Annotated in this window: 17 protein-coding genes; 13 read left to right on the top strand and 4 right to left on the bottom strand. The window is 34.1% G+C overall.

Annotated elements, in window-relative coordinates; translation table 11 throughout:
• The first annotated feature begins 11 nt into the window (after positions 1-11).
• Together ribB and ribH are read left to right on the top strand one after the other, a co-directional pair.
• On the top strand, positions 12-1,193 hold the full coding sequence (ribB, locus tag QQM35_RS09965; RefSeq protein ID WP_251519733.1) for a 3,4-dihydroxy-2-butanone-4-phosphate synthase: 1,182 nt from the start codon (positions 12-14) through the stop codon (positions 1,191-1,193).
• Positions 1,194-1,205: 12 nt separating this feature from the next.
• Entirely contained in the window at positions 1,206-1,664 is a 459-nt protein-coding gene (gene ribH, locus QQM35_RS09960; protein ID WP_251519734.1) for a 6,7-dimethyl-8-ribityllumazine synthase, read from the top strand.
• A 289-nt stretch (positions 1,665-1,953) separates the two neighbouring features.
• Here ribH and QQM35_RS09955 read toward each other — a convergent pair whose 3' ends face one another.
• Positions 1,954-2,955 carry a proline dehydrogenase family protein gene (locus tag QQM35_RS09955; RefSeq protein ID WP_342610374.1) on the bottom strand — a complete coding sequence of 334 codons (1,002 nt, stop codon included), beginning with the start codon at positions 2,953-2,955 and terminating at the stop codon, positions 1,954-1,956.
• A gap of 263 nt (positions 2,956-3,218) precedes the next feature.
• Here QQM35_RS09955 and QQM35_RS09950 point away from each other — a divergent pair, with 263 nt between their 5' ends.
• The 3 genes from QQM35_RS09950 (at position 3,219) to QQM35_RS09940 (ending at position 5,856) form a co-directional block, all read left to right on the top strand.
• Entirely contained in the window at positions 3,219-4,043 is an 825-nt protein-coding gene (locus QQM35_RS09950; RefSeq protein ID WP_251519736.1) for an alpha/beta fold hydrolase, read from the top strand.
• A 315-nt stretch (positions 4,044-4,358) separates the two neighbouring features.
• On the top strand, positions 4,359-5,315 hold the full coding sequence (locus tag QQM35_RS09945; RefSeq protein ID WP_342610373.1) for an L-lactate dehydrogenase: 957 nt from the start codon (positions 4,359-4,361) through the stop codon (positions 5,313-5,315).
• A gap of 139 nt (positions 5,316-5,454) precedes the next feature.
• Positions 5,455-5,856: a transcriptional regulator, SarA/Rot family gene (locus QQM35_RS09940; protein WP_251519738.1), complete on the top strand. Its 402-nt coding sequence runs from the start codon at positions 5,455-5,457 to the stop codon at positions 5,854-5,856.
• A 308-nt stretch (positions 5,857-6,164) separates the two neighbouring features.
• Here the strand turns inward: QQM35_RS09940 and QQM35_RS09935 are convergent, their stop codons facing one another.
• Both QQM35_RS09935 and QQM35_RS09930 read right to left on the bottom strand, forming a co-directional pair.
• A complete protein-coding gene (locus QQM35_RS09935) occupies positions 6,165-6,725 on the bottom strand; it encodes a tRNA (mnm(5)s(2)U34)-methyltransferase (protein ID WP_251519740.1) in 561 nt (186 codons plus the stop codon).
• Positions 6,722-7,675: a TIGR01212 family radical SAM protein gene (locus tag QQM35_RS09930; RefSeq protein ID WP_342610372.1), complete on the bottom strand. Its 954-nt coding sequence runs from the start codon at positions 7,673-7,675 to the stop codon at positions 6,722-6,724. Before QQM35_RS09930 ends, QQM35_RS09935 begins: the two co-directional genes overlap by 4 nt.
• A gap of 107 nt (positions 7,676-7,782) precedes the next feature.
• Between QQM35_RS09930 and QQM35_RS09925 the strand changes: the two genes are divergently transcribed.
• The 3 genes from QQM35_RS09925 to QQM35_RS09915 all read left to right on the top strand — a co-directional run bounded on the left by QQM35_RS09925 (position 7,783) and on the right by QQM35_RS09915 (position 12,052).
• The gene (locus QQM35_RS09925) at positions 7,783-8,958 is read left to right on the top strand and encodes an MDR family MFS transporter (RefSeq protein ID WP_251519742.1); all 1,176 of its coding nucleotides are present in this window, start codon (positions 7,783-7,785) and stop codon (positions 8,956-8,958) included.
• A 347-nt stretch (positions 8,959-9,305) separates the two neighbouring features.
• The gene (gene leuS / locus QQM35_RS09920; protein ID WP_251519743.1) at positions 9,306-11,720 is read left to right on the top strand and encodes a leucine--tRNA ligase; all 2,415 of its coding nucleotides are present in this window, start codon (positions 9,306-9,308) and stop codon (positions 11,718-11,720) included.
• 20 nt (positions 11,721-11,740) lie between these two features.
• Positions 11,741-12,052: a rhodanese-like domain-containing protein gene (locus tag QQM35_RS09915; protein WP_251519745.1), complete on the top strand. Its 312-nt coding sequence runs from the start codon at positions 11,741-11,743 to the stop codon at positions 12,050-12,052.
• A gap of 70 nt (positions 12,053-12,122) precedes the next feature.
• Here the strand turns inward: QQM35_RS09915 and QQM35_RS09910 are convergent, their stop codons facing one another.
• Positions 12,123-13,394 (bottom strand): NAD(P)/FAD-dependent oxidoreductase, encoded by a 1,272-nt coding sequence (locus QQM35_RS09910; RefSeq protein WP_251519747.1) that lies wholly within the window; start codon positions 13,392-13,394, stop codon positions 12,123-12,125.
• Positions 13,395-13,517: 123 nt separating this feature from the next.
• On the opposite strand from QQM35_RS09910, the gene QQM35_RS09905 reads away from it, so the two are divergent.
• The 5 genes from QQM35_RS09905 (at position 13,518) to dat (ending at position 18,782) form a co-directional block, all read left to right on the top strand.
• Positions 13,518-15,158 carry a putative polysaccharide biosynthesis protein gene (locus QQM35_RS09905; protein WP_251519749.1) on the top strand — a complete coding sequence of 547 codons (1,641 nt, stop codon included), beginning with the start codon at positions 13,518-13,520 and terminating at the stop codon, positions 15,156-15,158.
• Complete coding sequence (locus QQM35_RS09900; RefSeq protein WP_251519751.1) at positions 15,155-15,853, top strand: pseudouridine synthase; 699 nt, start codon at positions 15,155-15,157, stop codon at positions 15,851-15,853. Before QQM35_RS09905 ends, QQM35_RS09900 begins: the two co-directional genes overlap by 4 nt.
• A 15-nt stretch (positions 15,854-15,868) precedes the next feature.
• Entirely contained in the window at positions 15,869-16,312 is a 444-nt protein-coding gene (locus QQM35_RS09895; RefSeq protein ID WP_251519754.1) for a YtxH domain-containing protein, read from the top strand.
• Positions 16,313-16,522: 210 nt separating this feature from the next.
• Positions 16,523-17,932 carry a dipeptidase PepV gene (pepV, locus tag QQM35_RS09890; protein WP_251942767.1) on the top strand — a complete coding sequence of 470 codons (1,410 nt, stop codon included), beginning with the start codon at positions 16,523-16,525 and terminating at the stop codon, positions 17,930-17,932.
• 1 nt (position 17,933) lies between these two features.
• A complete protein-coding gene (dat, locus tag QQM35_RS09885; protein WP_251519758.1) occupies positions 17,934-18,782 on the top strand; it encodes a D-amino-acid transaminase in 849 nt (282 codons plus the stop codon).
• Positions 18,783-19,049: the final 267 nt, after the last annotated feature.

The following is a 19,049-nucleotide window of genomic DNA, read 5'->3' as shown; positions in this document are numbered from 1 at the left end:
GAGGCATATGTATGCAATTAGATAGTATAGACAAAGCGTTAGAAGCTTTAAAACAAGGAGAAAGTATCATTGTAGTAGATGATGAAGATAGAGAAAATGAAGGTGATTTAGTCGCAGTCACAGAATGGATGAAAGACGACACTGTGAATTTTATGGCGACGCATGGTAAAGGTTTAATCTGTTCACCTATAAGTAAAGACATTGCTAATCAGTTAGAATTAGAACCAATGGTAAGACAAAATACAGATGCTTATGGCACGCAATTTACAGTCAGTGTCGACCATGTCAATACGACGACAGGTATAAGTGCACCTGAAAGAACAATGACAGCGAAAGCATTGATTAATGAGCACGCAACTGCTAAAGATTTCAATAAACCAGGACATCTTTTCCCGTTGATTGCTCAAGATGAAGGTGTTCTTGTGCGTCGAGGACATACAGAAGCTTCTGTTGATTTAGCAAAAATGACAAATGCAAAGCCAGCAGCACTCATTTGTGAAATAATGAATGATGATGGCACAATGGCTAAAGGCGATGAATTACAATCGTTTAAAGAAGAACATCAACTTGTCATGATTTCAATAGAAGATTTAGTTAAATATCGTAAATCTTCACCCTCCAACTTAGAAGCGAAAGCCAAAGTTAAATTGCCTACACAATATGGTCAATTCGATATGTATGGCTTTACTACTGGTGATAAAAAAGAAGAAATTGTAGCTATTGTGAGTGGTGACATTAAAAAAACTGAAAACGTACGTATACATTCGTCATGTTTAACAGGTGATATATTCCACAGTCAACGCTGTGATTGTGGTGAGCAACTTGATGCCTCTATAAAATATATTCAACAACATGGCGGCATGATTTTATATCTACCTCAAGAAGGTAGAGGTATAGGTTTAATCAATAAACTCAAAGCCTATGAACTGATTGAACAAGGATATGATACTGTAACTGCTAATGTTGCATTAGGTTTTGATGAAGATTTACGTGATTATAGAGATGCAGCTGAAATATTGAACTATTTCGGTATTGAAAATGTGAATTTAATAAGCAATAATCCTAAAAAGTTTGAAAGCTTAGAAACATATGGTATTAATATAGCACAACGTATAGAACTTGTTGTTCCAACAAATAAATACAATCAAGATTATATGGATACTAAAAAAGTTAAAATGGGACATTTATTATAGGAGGAAAACATTATGAATTTTGAAGGTAAATTAATAGGATCAGATTTAAAAGTAGCGGTAGTAGTAAGTAGATTTAACGACTTTATTACAAATCGTTTATTAGATGGAGCGAAAGATACACTTATTCGCCATGAAGTACCATCAGAAAATATTGACGTTGCATACGTACCAGGAGCATTTGAAATTCCGTTAGTAGCTAGAAAGCTTGCACAAAAAGGTGAATATGATGCAGTTATTACATTAGGTTGTGTCATTCGCGGAGCTACTTCACATTATGACTATGTATGTAATGAAGTTGCGAAAGGTGTTTCTAAAGCAAATGATGTAACTGATACACCAGTCATTTTTGGTATCTTAACTACTGAAAACATTGAACAAGCAGTTGAACGTGCAGGTACAAAAGCAGGCAATAAAGGTGCCGAAGCAGCAGTAAGTGCAATCGAAATGGCTAACTTATTAAAAGAAATTTAAACTATTCAGTTTTAATTAGAATAAAAATGATGTAAATCTGATTTGTTCTATATTCAGATAAAATAAAAACGATGATTTCTATCATATTAAAATAGAAATCATCGTTTTTTAGTTATTTTATCTTACTTTGAATTTTGGAATAACGGTTAAATTTTTATCGTGTAATAAATATATATGACGATCATAAGAGGGGATAAAGGTCTCCATTACATCATGACGTTAATCAATATAATATGCCCATCAAAAGGTTTTAATTAAAATCCTTTGATGGGCATCATTTTGACTTATTTTACTTTCTTAAAGCTTTTACTAAGTATGTTGAAGCTACTCCGACTGTTGTCACACCAGATGCTACAATTCCAATACGTTTAAGTGATTGTGGTTTTGTAAGTTCTTTAAACATAAGGTTTAAGTTTTGTGGTCTTTCAGCAAGTCTACGCATAAAGTAGCTGAACCAATCATCACCAAATGGTACATAAATACAGAAGTTGTAACCTTCATTTTTGATTTCTTCTGCTAATTCAGAACGGAAACCGTACAACATTTGGAATTCATATCTGTCTTTCTCGATATTATTATCTTTAATGAATTGTTTGATTTGTGTGATAATTTTGTCGTCATGTGTAGCAATTGACGTTACATTTTTGGCTGTTAATAATCTTTTTTCGATTAAGCGTATGTAATTTTCATCAATTTCTTCTTTCGTTTGATAAGCTATGTTTTCTGCTTCTTTATAAGCCCCTTTAACCATTCGTAAACGAAGTTCAGGATATTTCTCAATTAAAGCATCAGCTTTATATAAATATGCTTGAATCACTGTACCAACGTTTTTAAATTCGCCTTTTAATCGGTCGAGTACTTGTGTGATGTCAAATAGGCTATCGTATTTCTCAGTATCAATGTTGATATGCATATTATTAAATTCGTTTGCTTTTAATAAAATCTCTCGTAGGTTTTGGTAGGCAAGTTCAAGGTCAAATTCAGAACCAAGTTGGCTTAATTTAATTGACATATGACCATCAAGATTGTGATTATACATCGCATACATAACTTCGAGAATTTGGTCTTTAGCTTTAATTGCTTCTCCTGTAGTCAAAACAAATTCGCCTAGGCAATCAACAGTAACAGTTATCCCCTTATTGTTTAAACGTTCTGTAGTCTCTATCAAAGACTCAATCGTGTTACCTGCAACAACTTTCTTTGCTCCTAGTAAAGGACCAATTTCCTTAGCTGTTTCATTTAAAATTGTACTATTCGATAAACCTATGAAAAAATCTTTCACAATTGGCATATAAAATTCCTCCCATTCCTGCTACTACTCTATATTATCATATAGTGTAGCATGAATCTAAATGTAATGAAATCGTTCTCATAAAAATATATTACGTAATTTTTTACAAAATACACAATAACACTCTTTTCACAATAATAACAATATTTTTTAAATTCAGAACAAATTAGATTAAAAATTACCATGCTTTAAATGGAAATCGGTTGATATGATTTGATACAATAAAGACATTGAAAAATTTACAAAAAGGGGACCAAAGGATTATGTGGAAATGGGAAACTGAAAAAGAAGCCAAAGGTGTTGTGGTTATTGCACATAACATGCTTGAACATACAGGTCGATATGCGTATGTGATCACAATGCTACGTCGAAATGGCTACCACGTTATCATGGGTGATTTACCAGGACAAGGGCAAACACCACGTTCAGATAAAGGATTAATTAGAGATTTCGATGAATATCATGAACATTTTTTAGAGTGGATTAAAATTGCGAACGAATATAAAATCCCAACATACGTCTTAGGTGTAGGTTTAGGTGGCTTAATTATACTTAACTTATTAGAAAAAGTTGATGTTCCCATCGAAGGAGTTGTGTTAATTTCTCCTCTCTTAGAATTTAAAAAAGGTTATAAAACGAGAAAAGATAAAATTATCGCTAATGCAGGCAAAATGACAAAAAACAAACGCTTTAAAGTAGGCGTTTCAATCGATGAACTCACACGTAACGAAGAAGTGTTAGAAGAAACTTATGAAGATGAATTAATGTTACAGAAAGCTACATATCATTGGTATAAACAATTAACCGAAACAATGCGAGATACCGTATCACATTTAACAGATATTAATCCGATTCCGTTATTACTCATGTACGGAACGGAAGATAAAATTGCGGATACTGAAGTAATGAAATTAGTTAAAGATAAAGTAGATACAGATGAGCTTTACTTTAAAGTATGGAAAGGTTTATATCACGAAGTACATAACGAACCTGAACGTGATGATGTCATGAGATACGTACTTGCATTTTTAAATAACAGTGCAAGTCATAATGGTTTTATTATCGATGATGAAAATCAACCAAATTAATATATCAAAGCACATATATAGCAAACCAACTACCGAAATAAGGTAGTTGGTTTTTTTATATTACGAAAAAACCATTTTCAATTGACAATACTATTGATTAATTTCATTGATGAACGAATATCGCGTTATATATTCAAAAGCAAAAGGGTTCCTCGCAACTCAATAGCGTTAAATTACATTCGTAAAAAATAATCATAAAAATTCACGTGAAAATACTATAAATAATATTGCGAAAACTTAAATGATTTGGTATATTTTAATTGTGAAATAAATCACAATATCATATTGAGTGAACCAGATAAGGAGCGTAATATTATGAGTAAAATTAATGGTAATAAAGTCGTACTGATTGGTGATGGGGCAGTTGGGTCTAGTTATGCGTTCGCGCTCGTAGCACAAGGCGTTGCGGATGAACTTGTCATTATTGATTTGGCAGAAGATAAAGTTAAAGGAGATGTTATGGATCTTAACCACGGTGCACCTTATGGGGAATCACCGATTGTTGTTAAGGCAGGCAGTTATCCAGATTGTTCGGATGCCGACATTGTAGTAATAACTGCGGGTGCAGCACAAAAGCCAGGTGAAACTAGATTAGATCTTATAGAAAAAAACACGAAGATATTTAAATCAATCGTAACAGAAGTGATGGAATCAGATTTTGATGGAATCTTCTTAGTTGCTACCAATCCTGTCGATATTTTAACTTATGTTACTCAAAAGGTTTCTGGTTTACCTAAATCCCGTGTCATTGGTTCAGGTACAATTTTAGATACCGCACGGTTCAAATATGAATTATCTCAAGAATTTGGCGTTTCACCAACGAGTGTACATGGACAAATTATTGGAGAACATGGTGATTCGGAATTGGCGGTTTGGTCTCAAACGAACATTGCGGGTCAACCATTATATGATTTATTGAAGAACAATCCAGAAAGACAACATAGAATAGAGGAAATATTTGTTAATACACGAGATGCAGCTTATGAAATCATACAAGCTAAAGGTGCGACATATTATGGGATAGCAATGGGTTTATTACACATCACAAAAGCGATTTTGAAAAATCAAAACGTGGTTCTTACTGTTTCTAGTTATTTAGATGGCGAATATGGAAATGAAGACATTTATATTGGGGTGCCTACTTTAGTGAATAGACAAGGTGCTGTTAAAGTTTTTGAAACATCTTTAAGTAATGAAGAACGACAATTATTTAATAATTCGGCAAATTTATTAAGGGAAATGCAAAATAAAATCAAACATATTATTGCATAATTGTAATTTTAACCTTAAACTATTTGTATAATTCATATTATTTTAAATACTTTGACAATTTATGTAGTACATCATTTATGGGAATGGCTAAGCAATATGAATTTACATGTTAATATTAATTGCAATTGGGGGAAGATTTATGGGAAAGAAACTCAGAGATGATATTGAAGGTGTATTGAAACTTGAGATGATAATGAGTGACATTGATAGCGTGTTTAATAGGGTTATCAGTGACTACAATATGTCGAAAGAAGAAGTGCTTATTCTTTTAACTTTATGGAAAGAAGGTTCTATGACGTTGAAAGAGATGGATAGTTTTGTTCCAGTAAAATCGTATAAGAGAACAAGAACTTACAATAATCTTGTGGAAAAAGACTGGGTTATTAAAGAAAGACCACAAGATGACGAAAGAACAGTAATTATTCATTTCAATGAAGATCTTAAAGAAAAGAGAGAAGCACTTTTAAATCAGTTTAAAACTGAAATTAAAAACAAATCAACTAACCTTCAAAACAATATCAATCTTATCTTAGGTTTATAACAGAATATGAGTTCACGTTATCTCAGTACACAATAAAAACGGGAGAGTGACAGAAATCGAATTTTTAATAAAGATTTCGTAGTCCATCCCCGGCAAGGATGACTAGGATTGAAAAAAGCTTGATATAAGCGTATTTTCAATTCAGACATCTACTGCCAAATTGACAAAGAGTCTGAGACACCTATTTTTGTCTCAGACTCGTCTAATCAATTTGATAATAATAGAAAAATCGATGATTTTTACATTTTCACAGTAAAAATCATCGATTTTATTTTAGTCTGAAAGACTAATGTCCCAGACTCTTCTTTTTAACGTTTTTCAATTGCACAAATAAAAGGTGGATCGTTTTGTTGATTAATAAATTGATAACGTAAAATATGTGCTTTTTTCTGATCGATTGTTTGTAAATAATTGAGTACACGTTCACATTCAATCTTGCCTTCTGGGTGGCCTGGGTAAATGACTAGTACAATAATACCTTCAGGTGCCAACATTTCAAAAATTGAATTAATCGCATCGATTGTACTTTCTGGTGTAGTTACTATTGATTTATCACCTTTCGGTAAATAGCCTAAATTGAATATTGCAGCATCAATTTTTCCATGTTCGTGTGGCGGAATATAATCTTTCACTTGTGCATGGCTATCTTTAAAAACGGCGACATGACTAAAACCATGTGTTCTTTCTTTAGTATGTTCAATAGCTGTATCTTGGATATCAAAAGCGTATACTTTACCATTCCCAACCGTTTCAGCTAAAAATAATGTGTCGTGGCCATTTCCGCAAGTGGCATCAATGACGATACTCTCTGAGGTGGTATGTTGCGATAATAAAGTTCTAGCGAAAGGTAAGATGCGTTCTAATTTCATTGTTGGACTGCACCTTTATAGTGTTTACCTTGATAAGATGCTCTGCGTGCTAATTCATCATCTATCTCATTTAAAACTTCCCATTTATTGACACTCCACATTGGTCCTACCATTAAATCAATAGGGCCATCACCCGTGATTCGATGCACAATCATTTCTGGTGGTATGACTTCTAATTGATCACAAACGAGATTAGTGTATTGTTCTTGAGACATAAATTCTAACATCCCTTTATCATATTGCTTAACCATTGGTGTGCCTTTTAATAAATGTAGTAAGTGAATCTTAATTCCTTGAACATCCATTTGGGCAACTTCTCTTGCAGTTTCCATCATCATTTCATAATCTTCGCCAGGTAAACCATTAATAATGTGTGTACAAACATTGATATTATGTTTGCGTAATTTAGCAACACCATCATAGTATGTTTGCATGTCGTGTGCACGATTGATTAAATCTGAAGTTTCTTGATGAATTGTTTGAAGACCTAATTCTACCCATAAATACGTGCGTTCGTTTAATTCAGCTAAATATTCAACGACATCATCAGGTAAACAATCCGGGCGTGTCCCAATAGACAGGCCAACGACACCTGGTTCCTTTAATGCGGCTTCATATTTTTCTCGTAAAACTTCAACCGGTGCATGTGTATTCGTGAATGCTTGGAAGTAAGCAATATATTGTCCGTCGCTCCATTTTTCATGCATGCGGTCTTTAATTTGTTGGAATTGTACCTCAATTGGGTCAGCACGATTGCCTGCGAAGTCACCACTCCCTGCAGCTGAACAGAATGTACAACCGCCATAAGCCACTGTACCATCTCTATTTGGACAGTCAAAACCACCATCAATTGCTACTTTAAATATCTTTTGACCAAACTTATTTTTTAAATGATAATTCCATGTGTGATATCTTTTATTTTCGAATGCGTAAGGGAAAAATTGTCCCATATAACATTTTCCTTTCTAAATCGATTCTAAGTAAAGATTTTAACATATTTTAATGGTATAGTGTTTATCGTATAGTTGGAAAATTAAACAAAAAGGGGGATTAATGCATGAACATGCCTAAATCAGTTTGGTGGTTGGTTATTGGTATGGCATTAAATATCACTGGATCGAGTTTTCTCTGGCCGCTAAACACAATTTATATGAATGAGGAATTGCATAAGAGTTTGACAGTCGCTGGTCTTGTTCTAATGATAAATTCATTTGGTATGGTTGTAGGCAACCTCTTGGGAGGCAATCTTTTCGATAAACTTGGTGGTTATCGAACGATATTAATAGGGACAGTGATTTGTTTAACGAGTACAACATTATTGAATTTCTTTCACGGTTGGCCGTGGTACGCAGTTTGGTTAGTTGCATTAGGGTTTGGTGGCGGTATGATTGTACCTGCTATTTATGCGTTAGCGGGGGCTGTTTGGCCACAAGGCGGGCGCCAAACGTTTAATGCAATTTATTTAGCTCAAAATTTAGGTGTGGCAATTGGAGCAGCTACAGGTGGTTTCGTAGCTGAGCTTAGTTTTAACTATATTTTTATTGCGAATCTCGTAATGTATGTAGCCTTTGCGATTGTAGCTATTACTCAATTTAATTTAAGTATAGACTTTAAAGTTAAACACCAAGATGCATTTAGTTTATTTTCAAAGGAAAATAGGACACGTTTCATCGCTTTAGTACTATTATGTGTGATGTTCAGTATCTGTTGGATTGCCTACATTCAATGGGAAAGTACAATCGCTTCCTTCACACAGGAAATAGACATTTCTATGAGTCAATATAGTTTATTGTGGGTGGTTAATGGTATCATGATACTCATTGCACAACCTATTATCACACCCGTAGTCCGACTGTTAAAAGGTAATTTGAAATATCAAATGTTTGTAGGTATTGGCGTATTTATTCTGTCATTTTTCATTACTAGTTTTGCAGAACAATTTAGTGTGTTCTTAGTAGGTATGATTATATTAACTATTGGTGAAATGTTCGTTTGGCCTGCAGTACCAACAATTGCAAACCACTTAGCTCCTGAAGGTAAACAAGGAGCATTCCAAGGATATGTTAACTCTGCTTCTACTGTAGGGAAGGCCTTTGGTCCCCTCATTGGTGGTGTCGTTGTAGATGTGTTTAATATGTCGACAATGTTCTTATCGATGATTGGATTATTGGTTATTGCGTTATTTTTCTTATTTATATTTGATAGAAAATTAGACTCACAAATCAAATCATAAATTATTGAGAAATAACTAGACTAAAAATGAATATGATAATTTATTAAATATTCCAAGGTAGAAGTATTTTCCGTTTGAATGACTTGAAATAAAAGTATTTTTAAAATAGAATTATTTATGATAGGAGTAGTAGCTTGATTGCTGTTCTAAAGAGAGCTAGTGATGGTGGAATCTAGCGTTCGGCATTAAGTGAACTTGCCAGGAATAAGTGAATGACAAACATCTCTAACTATTAATCCAAACGAGTGCACATCAAATATGTGAATCAGGGTGGTAACGCGGCACAGTCGTCCCTGCTAAATGCTTAATAGTTTGAGGTGTTTTTTTAATGAATAGGAGGAAAAGTTGTGAATTACAATCATAATCAAATCGAGAAAAAATGGCAGGATTATTGGGAAACACATAAAACTTTTAAGACCAATGATCAACTTGGACAAAAGAAATTCTACGCTTTAGATATGTTTCCTTATCCATCAGGAGCTGGTTTACATGTAGGACATCCTGAAGGTTACACAGCAACGGATATTATTTCACGTTATAAACGTATGCAAGGTTATAATGTGCTACATCCGATGGGATGGGATGCATTTGGTTTACCTGCTGAACAATACGCCTTAGATACTGGTAATGATCCACGAGAGTTTACGCAACAAAATATTCAAACATTTAAGAGACAAATTAAAGAATTAGGTTTTAGTTATGATTGGGATAGAGAAGTAAACACAACGGATCCAGAATATTATAAATGGACACAATGGATTTTTATTCAACTTTATAATAAAGGACTTGCTTATGTAGATGAAGTAGCCGTGAACTGGTGTCCGGCCCTTGGCACAGTACTATCAAACGAAGAGGTAGTAGATGGTGTCTCTGAACGTGGTGGTCATCCTGTTTATAGAAAACCGATGAAACAATGGGTATTAAAAATAACAGAATATGCTGACCGTTTATTAGAAGACTTAGATGATTTAGACTGGCCTGAATCATTAAAAGATATGCAACGTAACTGGATTGGACGTTCTGAAGGTGCGAGTGTTACTTTCGATGTAGAGGGTTCAGATAAGGATATTGAAGTCTTTACCACACGTCCAGATACGATTTATGGTGCTTCTTTCTTAGTGTTAAGCCCAGAACATGAAGTTGTGAATGAAATTACAACAGAAGATAAGAAAGCAGCAGTTGAAGATTATCAAAACGAAGCGTCTAAAAAATCAGATTTAGAAAGAACTGGTTTAGCTAAAGAAAAAACAGGCGTCTTCACAGGAGCTTATGCAGTTAACCCATTATCAGGAGAAAAAGTTCAAATATGGATTGCAGATTATGTACTTGCTTCATATGGTACGGGTGCTGTTATGGCAGTACCTGGTGGCGACGAGAGAGATTATGAATTTGCTAAGGCTTTTGATCTTCCAATCGTTGAAGTGATTGAAGGTGGAGATTTATCGAAAGAAGCTTACACAGGTGATGGCCCACACGTGAACTCAGGAGAGCTCAATGGATTATATAATGATGAGGCAATCACTAAAGCAATTGAATTGCTTGAAGCTAAAGGTGCCGGCAAGAGACAAGTCAACTATAAATTAAGAGATTGGTTATTCAGTCGTCAAAGATATTGGGGTGAGCCTATTCCAGTAATCCATTGGGAAGATGGCTCTATGTCAACAGTTCCTGAAGATGAATTGCCACTACTTTTACCTGAAACAGATGAAATCAAACCTTCAGGTACAGGAGAATCACCACTTGCTAACATTGATGACTTTGTAAATGTCGTAGATGAAAAGACTGGTATGAAAGGGCGTCGTGAAACGAACACAATGCCACAATGGGCAGGTAGCTGTTGGTATTACTTAAGATATATCGACCCTAATAACGAGAAGATGTTAGCAGATCCAGAAAAACTTAAACATTGGTTACCAGTTGATTTATACATCGGTGGTGTAGAACACGCTGTATTACACTTATTATATGCAAGATTCTGGCATAAAGTACTTTATGATTTAGGTGTTGTACCTACGAAAGAACCATTCCAAAAGCTATTTAACCAAGGTATGATTTTAGGTGAAGGTAATGAAAAAATGAGTAAATCTAAGGGTAACGTTATCAACCCTGATGATATCGTTAAATCTCATGGTGCCGATACTTTACGCTTATATGAAATGTTTATGGGGCCACTAGATGCGGCGATTGCTTGGAGTGAAAAAGGTTTAGATGGTTCACGTCGTTTCTTAGATAGAGTATGGAGATTGTTGATTACTGAAGATGGAGAACTATCAGATAAAATTGTTAATAACCACTCTAAGACATTAGATAAGAGCTACCATCAAACTGTGAAAAAAGTAACTGAAGACTTCGATACACTTAACTTCAATACCGCAATTAGTCAAATGATGGTATTTATCAACGATTGTTACAAAGCAGATGAATTGTATAAACCATACGTTGAAGGCTTTGTTAAAATGCTCGCACCTATTGCGCCACATATTGCTGAAGAATTATGGTCACGTCTAGGCCATGAAGAAACAATCACTTATCAACCGTGGCCATCATATGATGAATCATTATTGGAAGATGATGAAGTAGAAATCGTTATCCAAGTAAATGGTAAAGTGAGAGCGAAAGTGAAAGTAGCAAAAGAAGCTACGAAAGAAGAAATGGAACAGATCGCATTAGATGAAGAAAATGTTAAAATGGCTATAGAAGGCAAAGATATTAAAAAAGTGATTGCAGTTCCACAGAAGCTAGTAAATATCGTAGCTAAATAATGAAGTAGGAGGAATTAACTATGCAAACTATTTCAGTTGATGAATTAAAGAATAAAGTTTTAAATTCAAATCCTGTAAATATTATTGATGTTAGAACTGAAGAAGAAACAGCGATGGGAATTATTCCAGGTGCTAAAACGATTCCGATGAATCAAATTCCTGATCATTTAAGTGACTTCAGTGAAAATGAAAAATATTATATCGTTTGTAAATCAGGTGGACGTAGTGCTCAAGTAACAAACTACTTAGAGCAAAATGGTATCGATGCTGTAAATGTTGAAGGTGGCATGGATGAATGGGGAGACGAAGGTCTTCAAATTGACCGCATTTAATAAAAGTTTAAAACTTTAAATATAAAAATAGACCAGATGAAACATTGAGTTTTCATCTGGTCTATTTATTTTATGTGTTAATTTCATGCTTAAATTGACTTGCATTAGACCCTGCAATATGACCTGTAACGAGGGCACTTGTGATGTTGTACCCACCTGTATAGCCATGTATATCTAGAACTTCGCCACATAAATATAGCCCTGGTACTATTTTAGACATCATTGTTTTAGGTTGGATTTCTTTAAGTGTAATGCCACCACCTGTTACAAATGCCTTATCTAAAGGTAAAGTGCCATTTACTGTAAAGGTAAAGCCTTTAAATAAATTAACTATTTGTTCGATTTGTGTTTTTGAGATGTGATGACCGGTTAAGGATTGTGAAATCTCAGCATATTCTAAGATTAACAATAAATATCTTTCCTCTATTAATCCATGTAAACTATTCTTTATATATTTATCGGGTGTGGCATTGATACGTTGTCGAATTTCTGATTCAAGTTCATCAGCGTTTAAATCAGGAAATGCATCGATTTGCATTTGGATATCTTTCTTTTTTTGATATTTTTGTTCTTTATAAACAAACTGACTACAGCGAAGTGCGGCAGGGCCACTTATACCGAAGTGAGTAAATAGCATGTCCATTTGATGCGTGACACGTTTTTTACCATTTTTCTTAAGTACAGACAACCTGACATCTTTTAGACTTAGACCTTTCATTCTTTTGCTCGTAATGAATGGTTCAGAAGAAGTAATCGGTACTTCAGTAGGGAATAGCTCAGTGATTGTGTGGCCTAAATGTTGGGCGAATTTGTAACCATCACCTGTGGATCCTGTTTTTGGGACACTTGTCCCACCTGTAGCTATGATTAAGCTTTTGCTTTCAAATAGCGTCTGATCATTTAATTGTACTTGGAATGTTTGGTTATCTGTATATTCAATGTTCGAAACAGTAGCCATTTCCTTTACTGACACGTTATTTTGATTTAAGGTTTCAATGAGGGCATCAACAACATCTTGTGCTTTATTGCTAACTGGGAACATACGACCATGATCTTCTTCTTTCAGACGTACGCCTCTCGATTCGAAAAATTGAATAATAGATTCATTATCAAAAATTGAAAATGGACTATATAAAAACTTTCCATTTCCTGGGATGTTTTTTATAATTTCATCATAGGGAAGGCGATTGGTTACATTACAACGACCACCACCTGAGATTTTTAATTTTCGACCGAGTCCTTTTTTCTTTTCGAGTAATAAAATATTATCATCATGTTGGCTTGCGGCGGCTGCAGCCATAAGACCACTCGGTCCACCACCTATAATAATTGTTTGATACATAAGATATGCCTCCCTAAACGATATAGTCTTATTTTATAGTAATATATTTTTGAAAAAAAGTAATTTAAAGGTTATTATTAAGTTTACGAGTGTAAAAATTTAATTGAGAATAGGAAGATCTGAATGAGTGAAAGTAAGGAATTAGTAAGAGGTACTTTCTTAATTACTTTAAGTATCATGATTACTAAGATATTAGGGATTATTTATTTCATTCCATTTAGTAGTATGTTTGGCGATAGTAGAAATTTAGCACCATTTTCATATGCGTATACGCCTTACAATATTGCTATTGCTGTGGCGACAGCGGGAATACCACTCGCAGCTTCAAAGTATGTTGCGAAGTACAATGCGTTAGGCGCCTATCGTGCCAGCCAAAAGTTCTATCGTTCTAGCTTTATCGTCATGGCTATCACTGGTTTTATCGGCTTTTTAATACTATATTTTTTAGCACCTGGCATTGCAGACCTTACCTTAGGTCACGGTAATGGTAAAGGTAATGGTGACGGGTGGTCAGTCGGTGAAGTAGCTTGGGTAATCAAGATTATCAGTGTGGTAGTCATCTTCATACCACTACTCGCTACATGGCGTGGTGTATTCCAAGGTTATAAATCCATGGGACCAACTGCCGTTTCAGAAGTAATTGAGCAAATTGCACGAATCATCTTTATTCTTGTAGGATGTTACCTCATGTTACATGTTTTAGATAGTTCATTGCTAATCGCTAACGGAATTGCAACATTTGGTGCAGCGATTGGTGCAATTGCAGCACTTTTCACTCTTTGGTATTACTGGCAGAAACGGAAACATAATATTGATAGAATGGTAGAAGAAGATACGACCGACATCAATATTAGTTATACGAAAATGTATTTGGAAATCATTTCTTATAGTATACCGTTTGTTATTGTAAGTTTGAATTTCCCATTATTTAACTTAGTCGATCAGATGACACACAATCCAACTTTAAAACTTGTGCATGTTGATCCTGGAGAACGAGACCATTTCTTTACAATTTTAAATATGTTTACAAATAAAATTGTAATGATACCAGCGTCACTCGCTTCTGGTTTTGCAGTGAGTTTAATACCATTTATTACAAAGACTTTCGCTGAAGGTAACACACGAGAAATGCATCGTCAGATTCGTACATCTCTTGGTGTCTTAATGTATATCACTGTTCCAGCTAGTTTAGGTATCATGGCTTTAGCTTTACCTATATACGTTGCGTTTTATGGTAGAGCAGATGGTAGTGAAATCTTATTCTATTACGCACCTGTAGGTATTTTAATTGCGTTATTGAGTGTAACTGCATCGATGTTACAAGGTATAGACAAACAAAAATTAACGGTCTTTGTTATTTTAGCTGCAGTTGTTATTAAATTTATATTAAACATACCTTTAATTATGATGTTCCATACAGTTGGTGCAGTATTTAGTACCGGACTTGCTACATTGTTTGCTGTTATATGTAATTTAGTGATATTAAAGATATATGCTAAGTTTAACTTTAGTGAGACGTGGTTACATTTCGGTAAAATCTTTATCTATAGTTTCATTATGATGATCGTAGTTGAAATTTGTTCATATGTTTTACAAATGTTTATTGAGCCACATGGCAGATTTAGTGCAGGTCTCATAGTTACAATTAGTGTAATAATTGGTATGTTGCTATATGCAATTATGACTATGAAGACACGTCTTGCTGATGAATTTTTAGGTGATTTGCCAAATAAAATCAGACGCAAGCTAGGAATTTTAAAATGAGATTAGATAAATATTTAGCGAATATGGGTCTAGGTACCCGAACTGAAGTCAAGCAAATGCTTAAAAAAGGTAAAGTTGCTGTAAATGACAAAGTTGAAAAATCACCTAAAACGCAAGTTCAAGCTGAAACAGATCGTGTATACGTGGATGGTCAAGAGGTACAATTTATAGATAAGGTTTATTTAATGTTGAATAAACCGAAAGGATACATTTCAGCAACTGACGATGATCAACATCCAACTGTTATTGAATTAATTGACGATTACCAGTATTTAGACATCTTTCCAGTTGGGCGTTTAGACAAAGATACAGAAGGATTACTATTAATTACCAATGATGGTCAATTTAATCATCAAATAATGAATCCTTCAAAGCACGTTTCAAAGACTTATGAAGTTATTTCAGAAAAAACTATCACGAATGATGATATAAAATCCTTCAAAAAGGGTATTGAATTGAGTGAAGGAGTTATGAAGCCCGCCGAATTATCGCATGGTAAACTGGACAAGCAATCATTTGTTACGATATCCGAAGGTAAGTACCACCAAGTTAAGCGTATGTTTCACGCGATAGATAATGAGGTATTAGTATTGAAACGTGTCAGTATAGGCGACTTGCAACTAGATTCAGGTTTGGATTTAGGCGAGTATCGTCATTTAACTGAAGAAGATTTTAAAAAATTAAGACAAAATTAATGAAGAGGTGTAATTATGGCTAAATCAAACGTATTAAGAGCATTAGTTGGAATTGGAGGAGCAGCTGCAGCAATTGTACTGTCTAAAAAGGAAAACCGCGATAAATTAAAAGGTGAATATGATAAATATAAAGAAAATCCAGAATCATATAAACAAAACGCAAAAGATATCGCAACACAAATCAGTTCAAAAGCAAACGAAACTTTCAATGAAGTAAAACAAGACCCTAAAGGTTATGCAAACAAAGTAAAACAAGATCCAAAAGGATTTATCAATGACCAAAAAGATAGAATTAAAGGGTCAACTGTGAAAAATCAAGACGAAGAACATGTTGAAGAAGCAAGATTTACAGACGAAGGTGCTGCAGATCCTTCAAACAACTTACGTGTTGTAACTGAAGAAGAACTTAAGAATAACAGTAATAAACACGATAGTGACAATGAAGACTCAAATAAATAATTGTTAATATTCATTATTTAAAATATAAAAGGTTGAAAGAAATGATTCGATTTCTTTCAACCTTTTTTTCGTCCATAACATAAGATTGCCTGATTTTTCACAAAATAAAACAGTCAAAATTTTCAAAAAATATGGCGTCTTACTGTAGTTTATACAAAAGTTCATGTAAAATAACAGATATATCAGACTTAAGAAGGAAGTTGATCATACATGTGGAGAGAAAAAGTTCAAGAGTACGAAGATCAAATAATAGAGGACTTAAATGGATTACTAAAAATCGAAAGTGTCCGAGAAGACAACAAAGCAGATGAAGACCATCCAGTCGGTCCAGGGCCGCGCGAAGCTTTAGATTATATGTATAAATTGGCTCAAAGAGATGGCTTCGAATCACATGACGTGGATCATATCGCAGGACGTATAGAAGCAGGTGAAGGTTCTGACTTATTTGGCATTCTATGTCACGTAGATGTTGTGCCAGCAGGAGAAGGTTGGGATTCAAACCCATTTGACCCAGTGGTAACTGATAAAGATATAATCGCTAGAGGGACATTAGATGATAAAGGCCCAACAATTGCAGCGTATTATGCTGTTAAAATTCTTAACGAGATGAATGTAAACTGGAAAAAAAGAATACATATAATCATAGGTACAGACGAAGAGTCTGACTGGTTATGTACAGATCGTTACTTCAAAACCGAAGAAATGCCTGCTTTAGGTTTTGCGCCAGATGCGGAATTTCCTGCAATTCATGGAGAAAAAGGTATCAGTACATTCGATATTAAACAAACTTCAAAAGATGATGAGTTAGATGAACCTGACTATGAACTTATTTCATTTAAATCAGGTCAACGTTATAATATGGTGCCTGATGAAGCAGAAGCACATGTTGGCGTCAAAGAAAACATGACAGATGTGATACAAAACTTCGAACAATATTTATCTGAACAAAATTTAGATGGAGAAAGTACAGTGGATAGTGGCGTGTTAGTATTAAATGTCCAAGGTAAAGCTGTACATGGTATGGATCCTTCAATTGGAGTAAATGCAGGTCTTTATTTATTGAATTTCTTATCTGCATTGAACTTGGATAAAACTGCTGCAAACTTTATTGATTTTAGTGAAAAATATTTATTTGAATCACACTTCGGCGAAAAAATGGGTATGAAATACCATACAGATACGATGGGGGATGTGACTACAAATATTGGTGTTATTAGCTATGACAAAGAAAATGGCGGCCAATATGGTGTTAATTTAAGATATCCGCAAGGTTTTGAATTTGAAGAAGCGATGGACCGCTTTAAAAATGAAATTAAACAACTTGGATTTACTTTTGAAATAGGTAAAGATCAAAAACCTCATTACGTAGAAAAAGATGACCCATTCGTACAGAAATTAGTGCAAGTATATCGTGAACAAACTGGAGATGAAGCCGAACCATATACAATCGGCGGTGGAACATATGCACGTAACCTTGATAAAGGTGTTGCTTATGGTGCTATGTTTAAAGGTTCAGAAGACTTAATGCATCAAAAGAATGAATATATTTCTAAAAAGCAATTATTTGATGCAACAAGTATTTATTTACAATCAATTTATGAAATATGCGTGGAGGGATAATATGACAAAAGTATTAATCAATGAACAATTAGTAGAAGAACAAGATGCAAAAGTACCGTACAATGACAGAGGATATGTATTTGGTGACGGCATTTATGAATATATCCGTATTTATGACAATTATATGTTTACGGCGAAACCTCATTTTGAAAGATTAGTAAGAAGTGCTGGAGAAATCGGTTTAAATTTAAAATATAGTGTTGATGGATTTATCGAATTAGTTCAAGAATTAATCGATGCCAATGGTATTATTAACGGCGGTGTTTATATCCAAGTGACAAGAGGTGCAGCACCACGTGATCATGCGTTCCCAGAGGAATCAACAGAAGCAAATGTTATGGCATTTACTAAATCATATGATCGCCCTTATAAAAAATTAGAAGAAGGTATCAGTGCAGTAACAACTGAAGATATACGTTGGTTAAGATGTGATATTAAAAGTTTAAACTTACTTGGTAACGTCTTAGCAAAAGAATACGCAGCTAAAAATAACGCTGGCGAAGCTATTCAACATAGAGAAGACATCGTCACTGAAGGTTCTTCTAGTAACGTATATGCGATTAAAGATGGAGAAATTTATACACATCCAGTTAATAACTACATCTTGAACGGTATTACACGTAAAGTGATAAAATCTATTGCTGAACAATATGAAATTGAATTTAATGAAGAAGTCTTTACTTTAGATTTTCTTAAAAATGCAGATGAAGTTATTGTTTCAAGTACTTCAGTTGAGGTTATGCCTGTAGTTAAATTAAATGATAAACCAGTAGGAGATGGAGAAGTAGGCTCAATTACTAAAAAGTTACAAGAAGGATTCACAAAATATATAGCTGAAGATAGAAAATAAATTACGAATTTCGATAGTAATATCTCAAAAATTACTCTCAAATTATGTTATAATTTTAAATGAGCCGTAAAAAAGTAATCTAAAAAATCAAAGGTAAAAAGTGACTTTTTGTTTCTGATTTTTGGTTGAAAAACACCCTTAAACGATATAAAATCTTTTATGAGTCTTCAAAAAATGAACTAATAAAGTTTATAAAAAAGATAAAATAAAAGCCTGTAACAACTCAATTTATGTTAGAATAACTAAGTTGAGAATAAAGAGGGAAAT

The organism is Staphylococcus hsinchuensis, from assembly GCF_038789205.1.
In the GTDB taxonomy this organism is placed as follows: domain Bacteria; phylum Bacillota; class Bacilli; order Staphylococcales; family Staphylococcaceae; genus Staphylococcus; species Staphylococcus hsinchuensis.
Note: the sequence above shows the minus strand (reverse complement) of the source record. Positions and strands in the feature narration are given on the sequence as shown.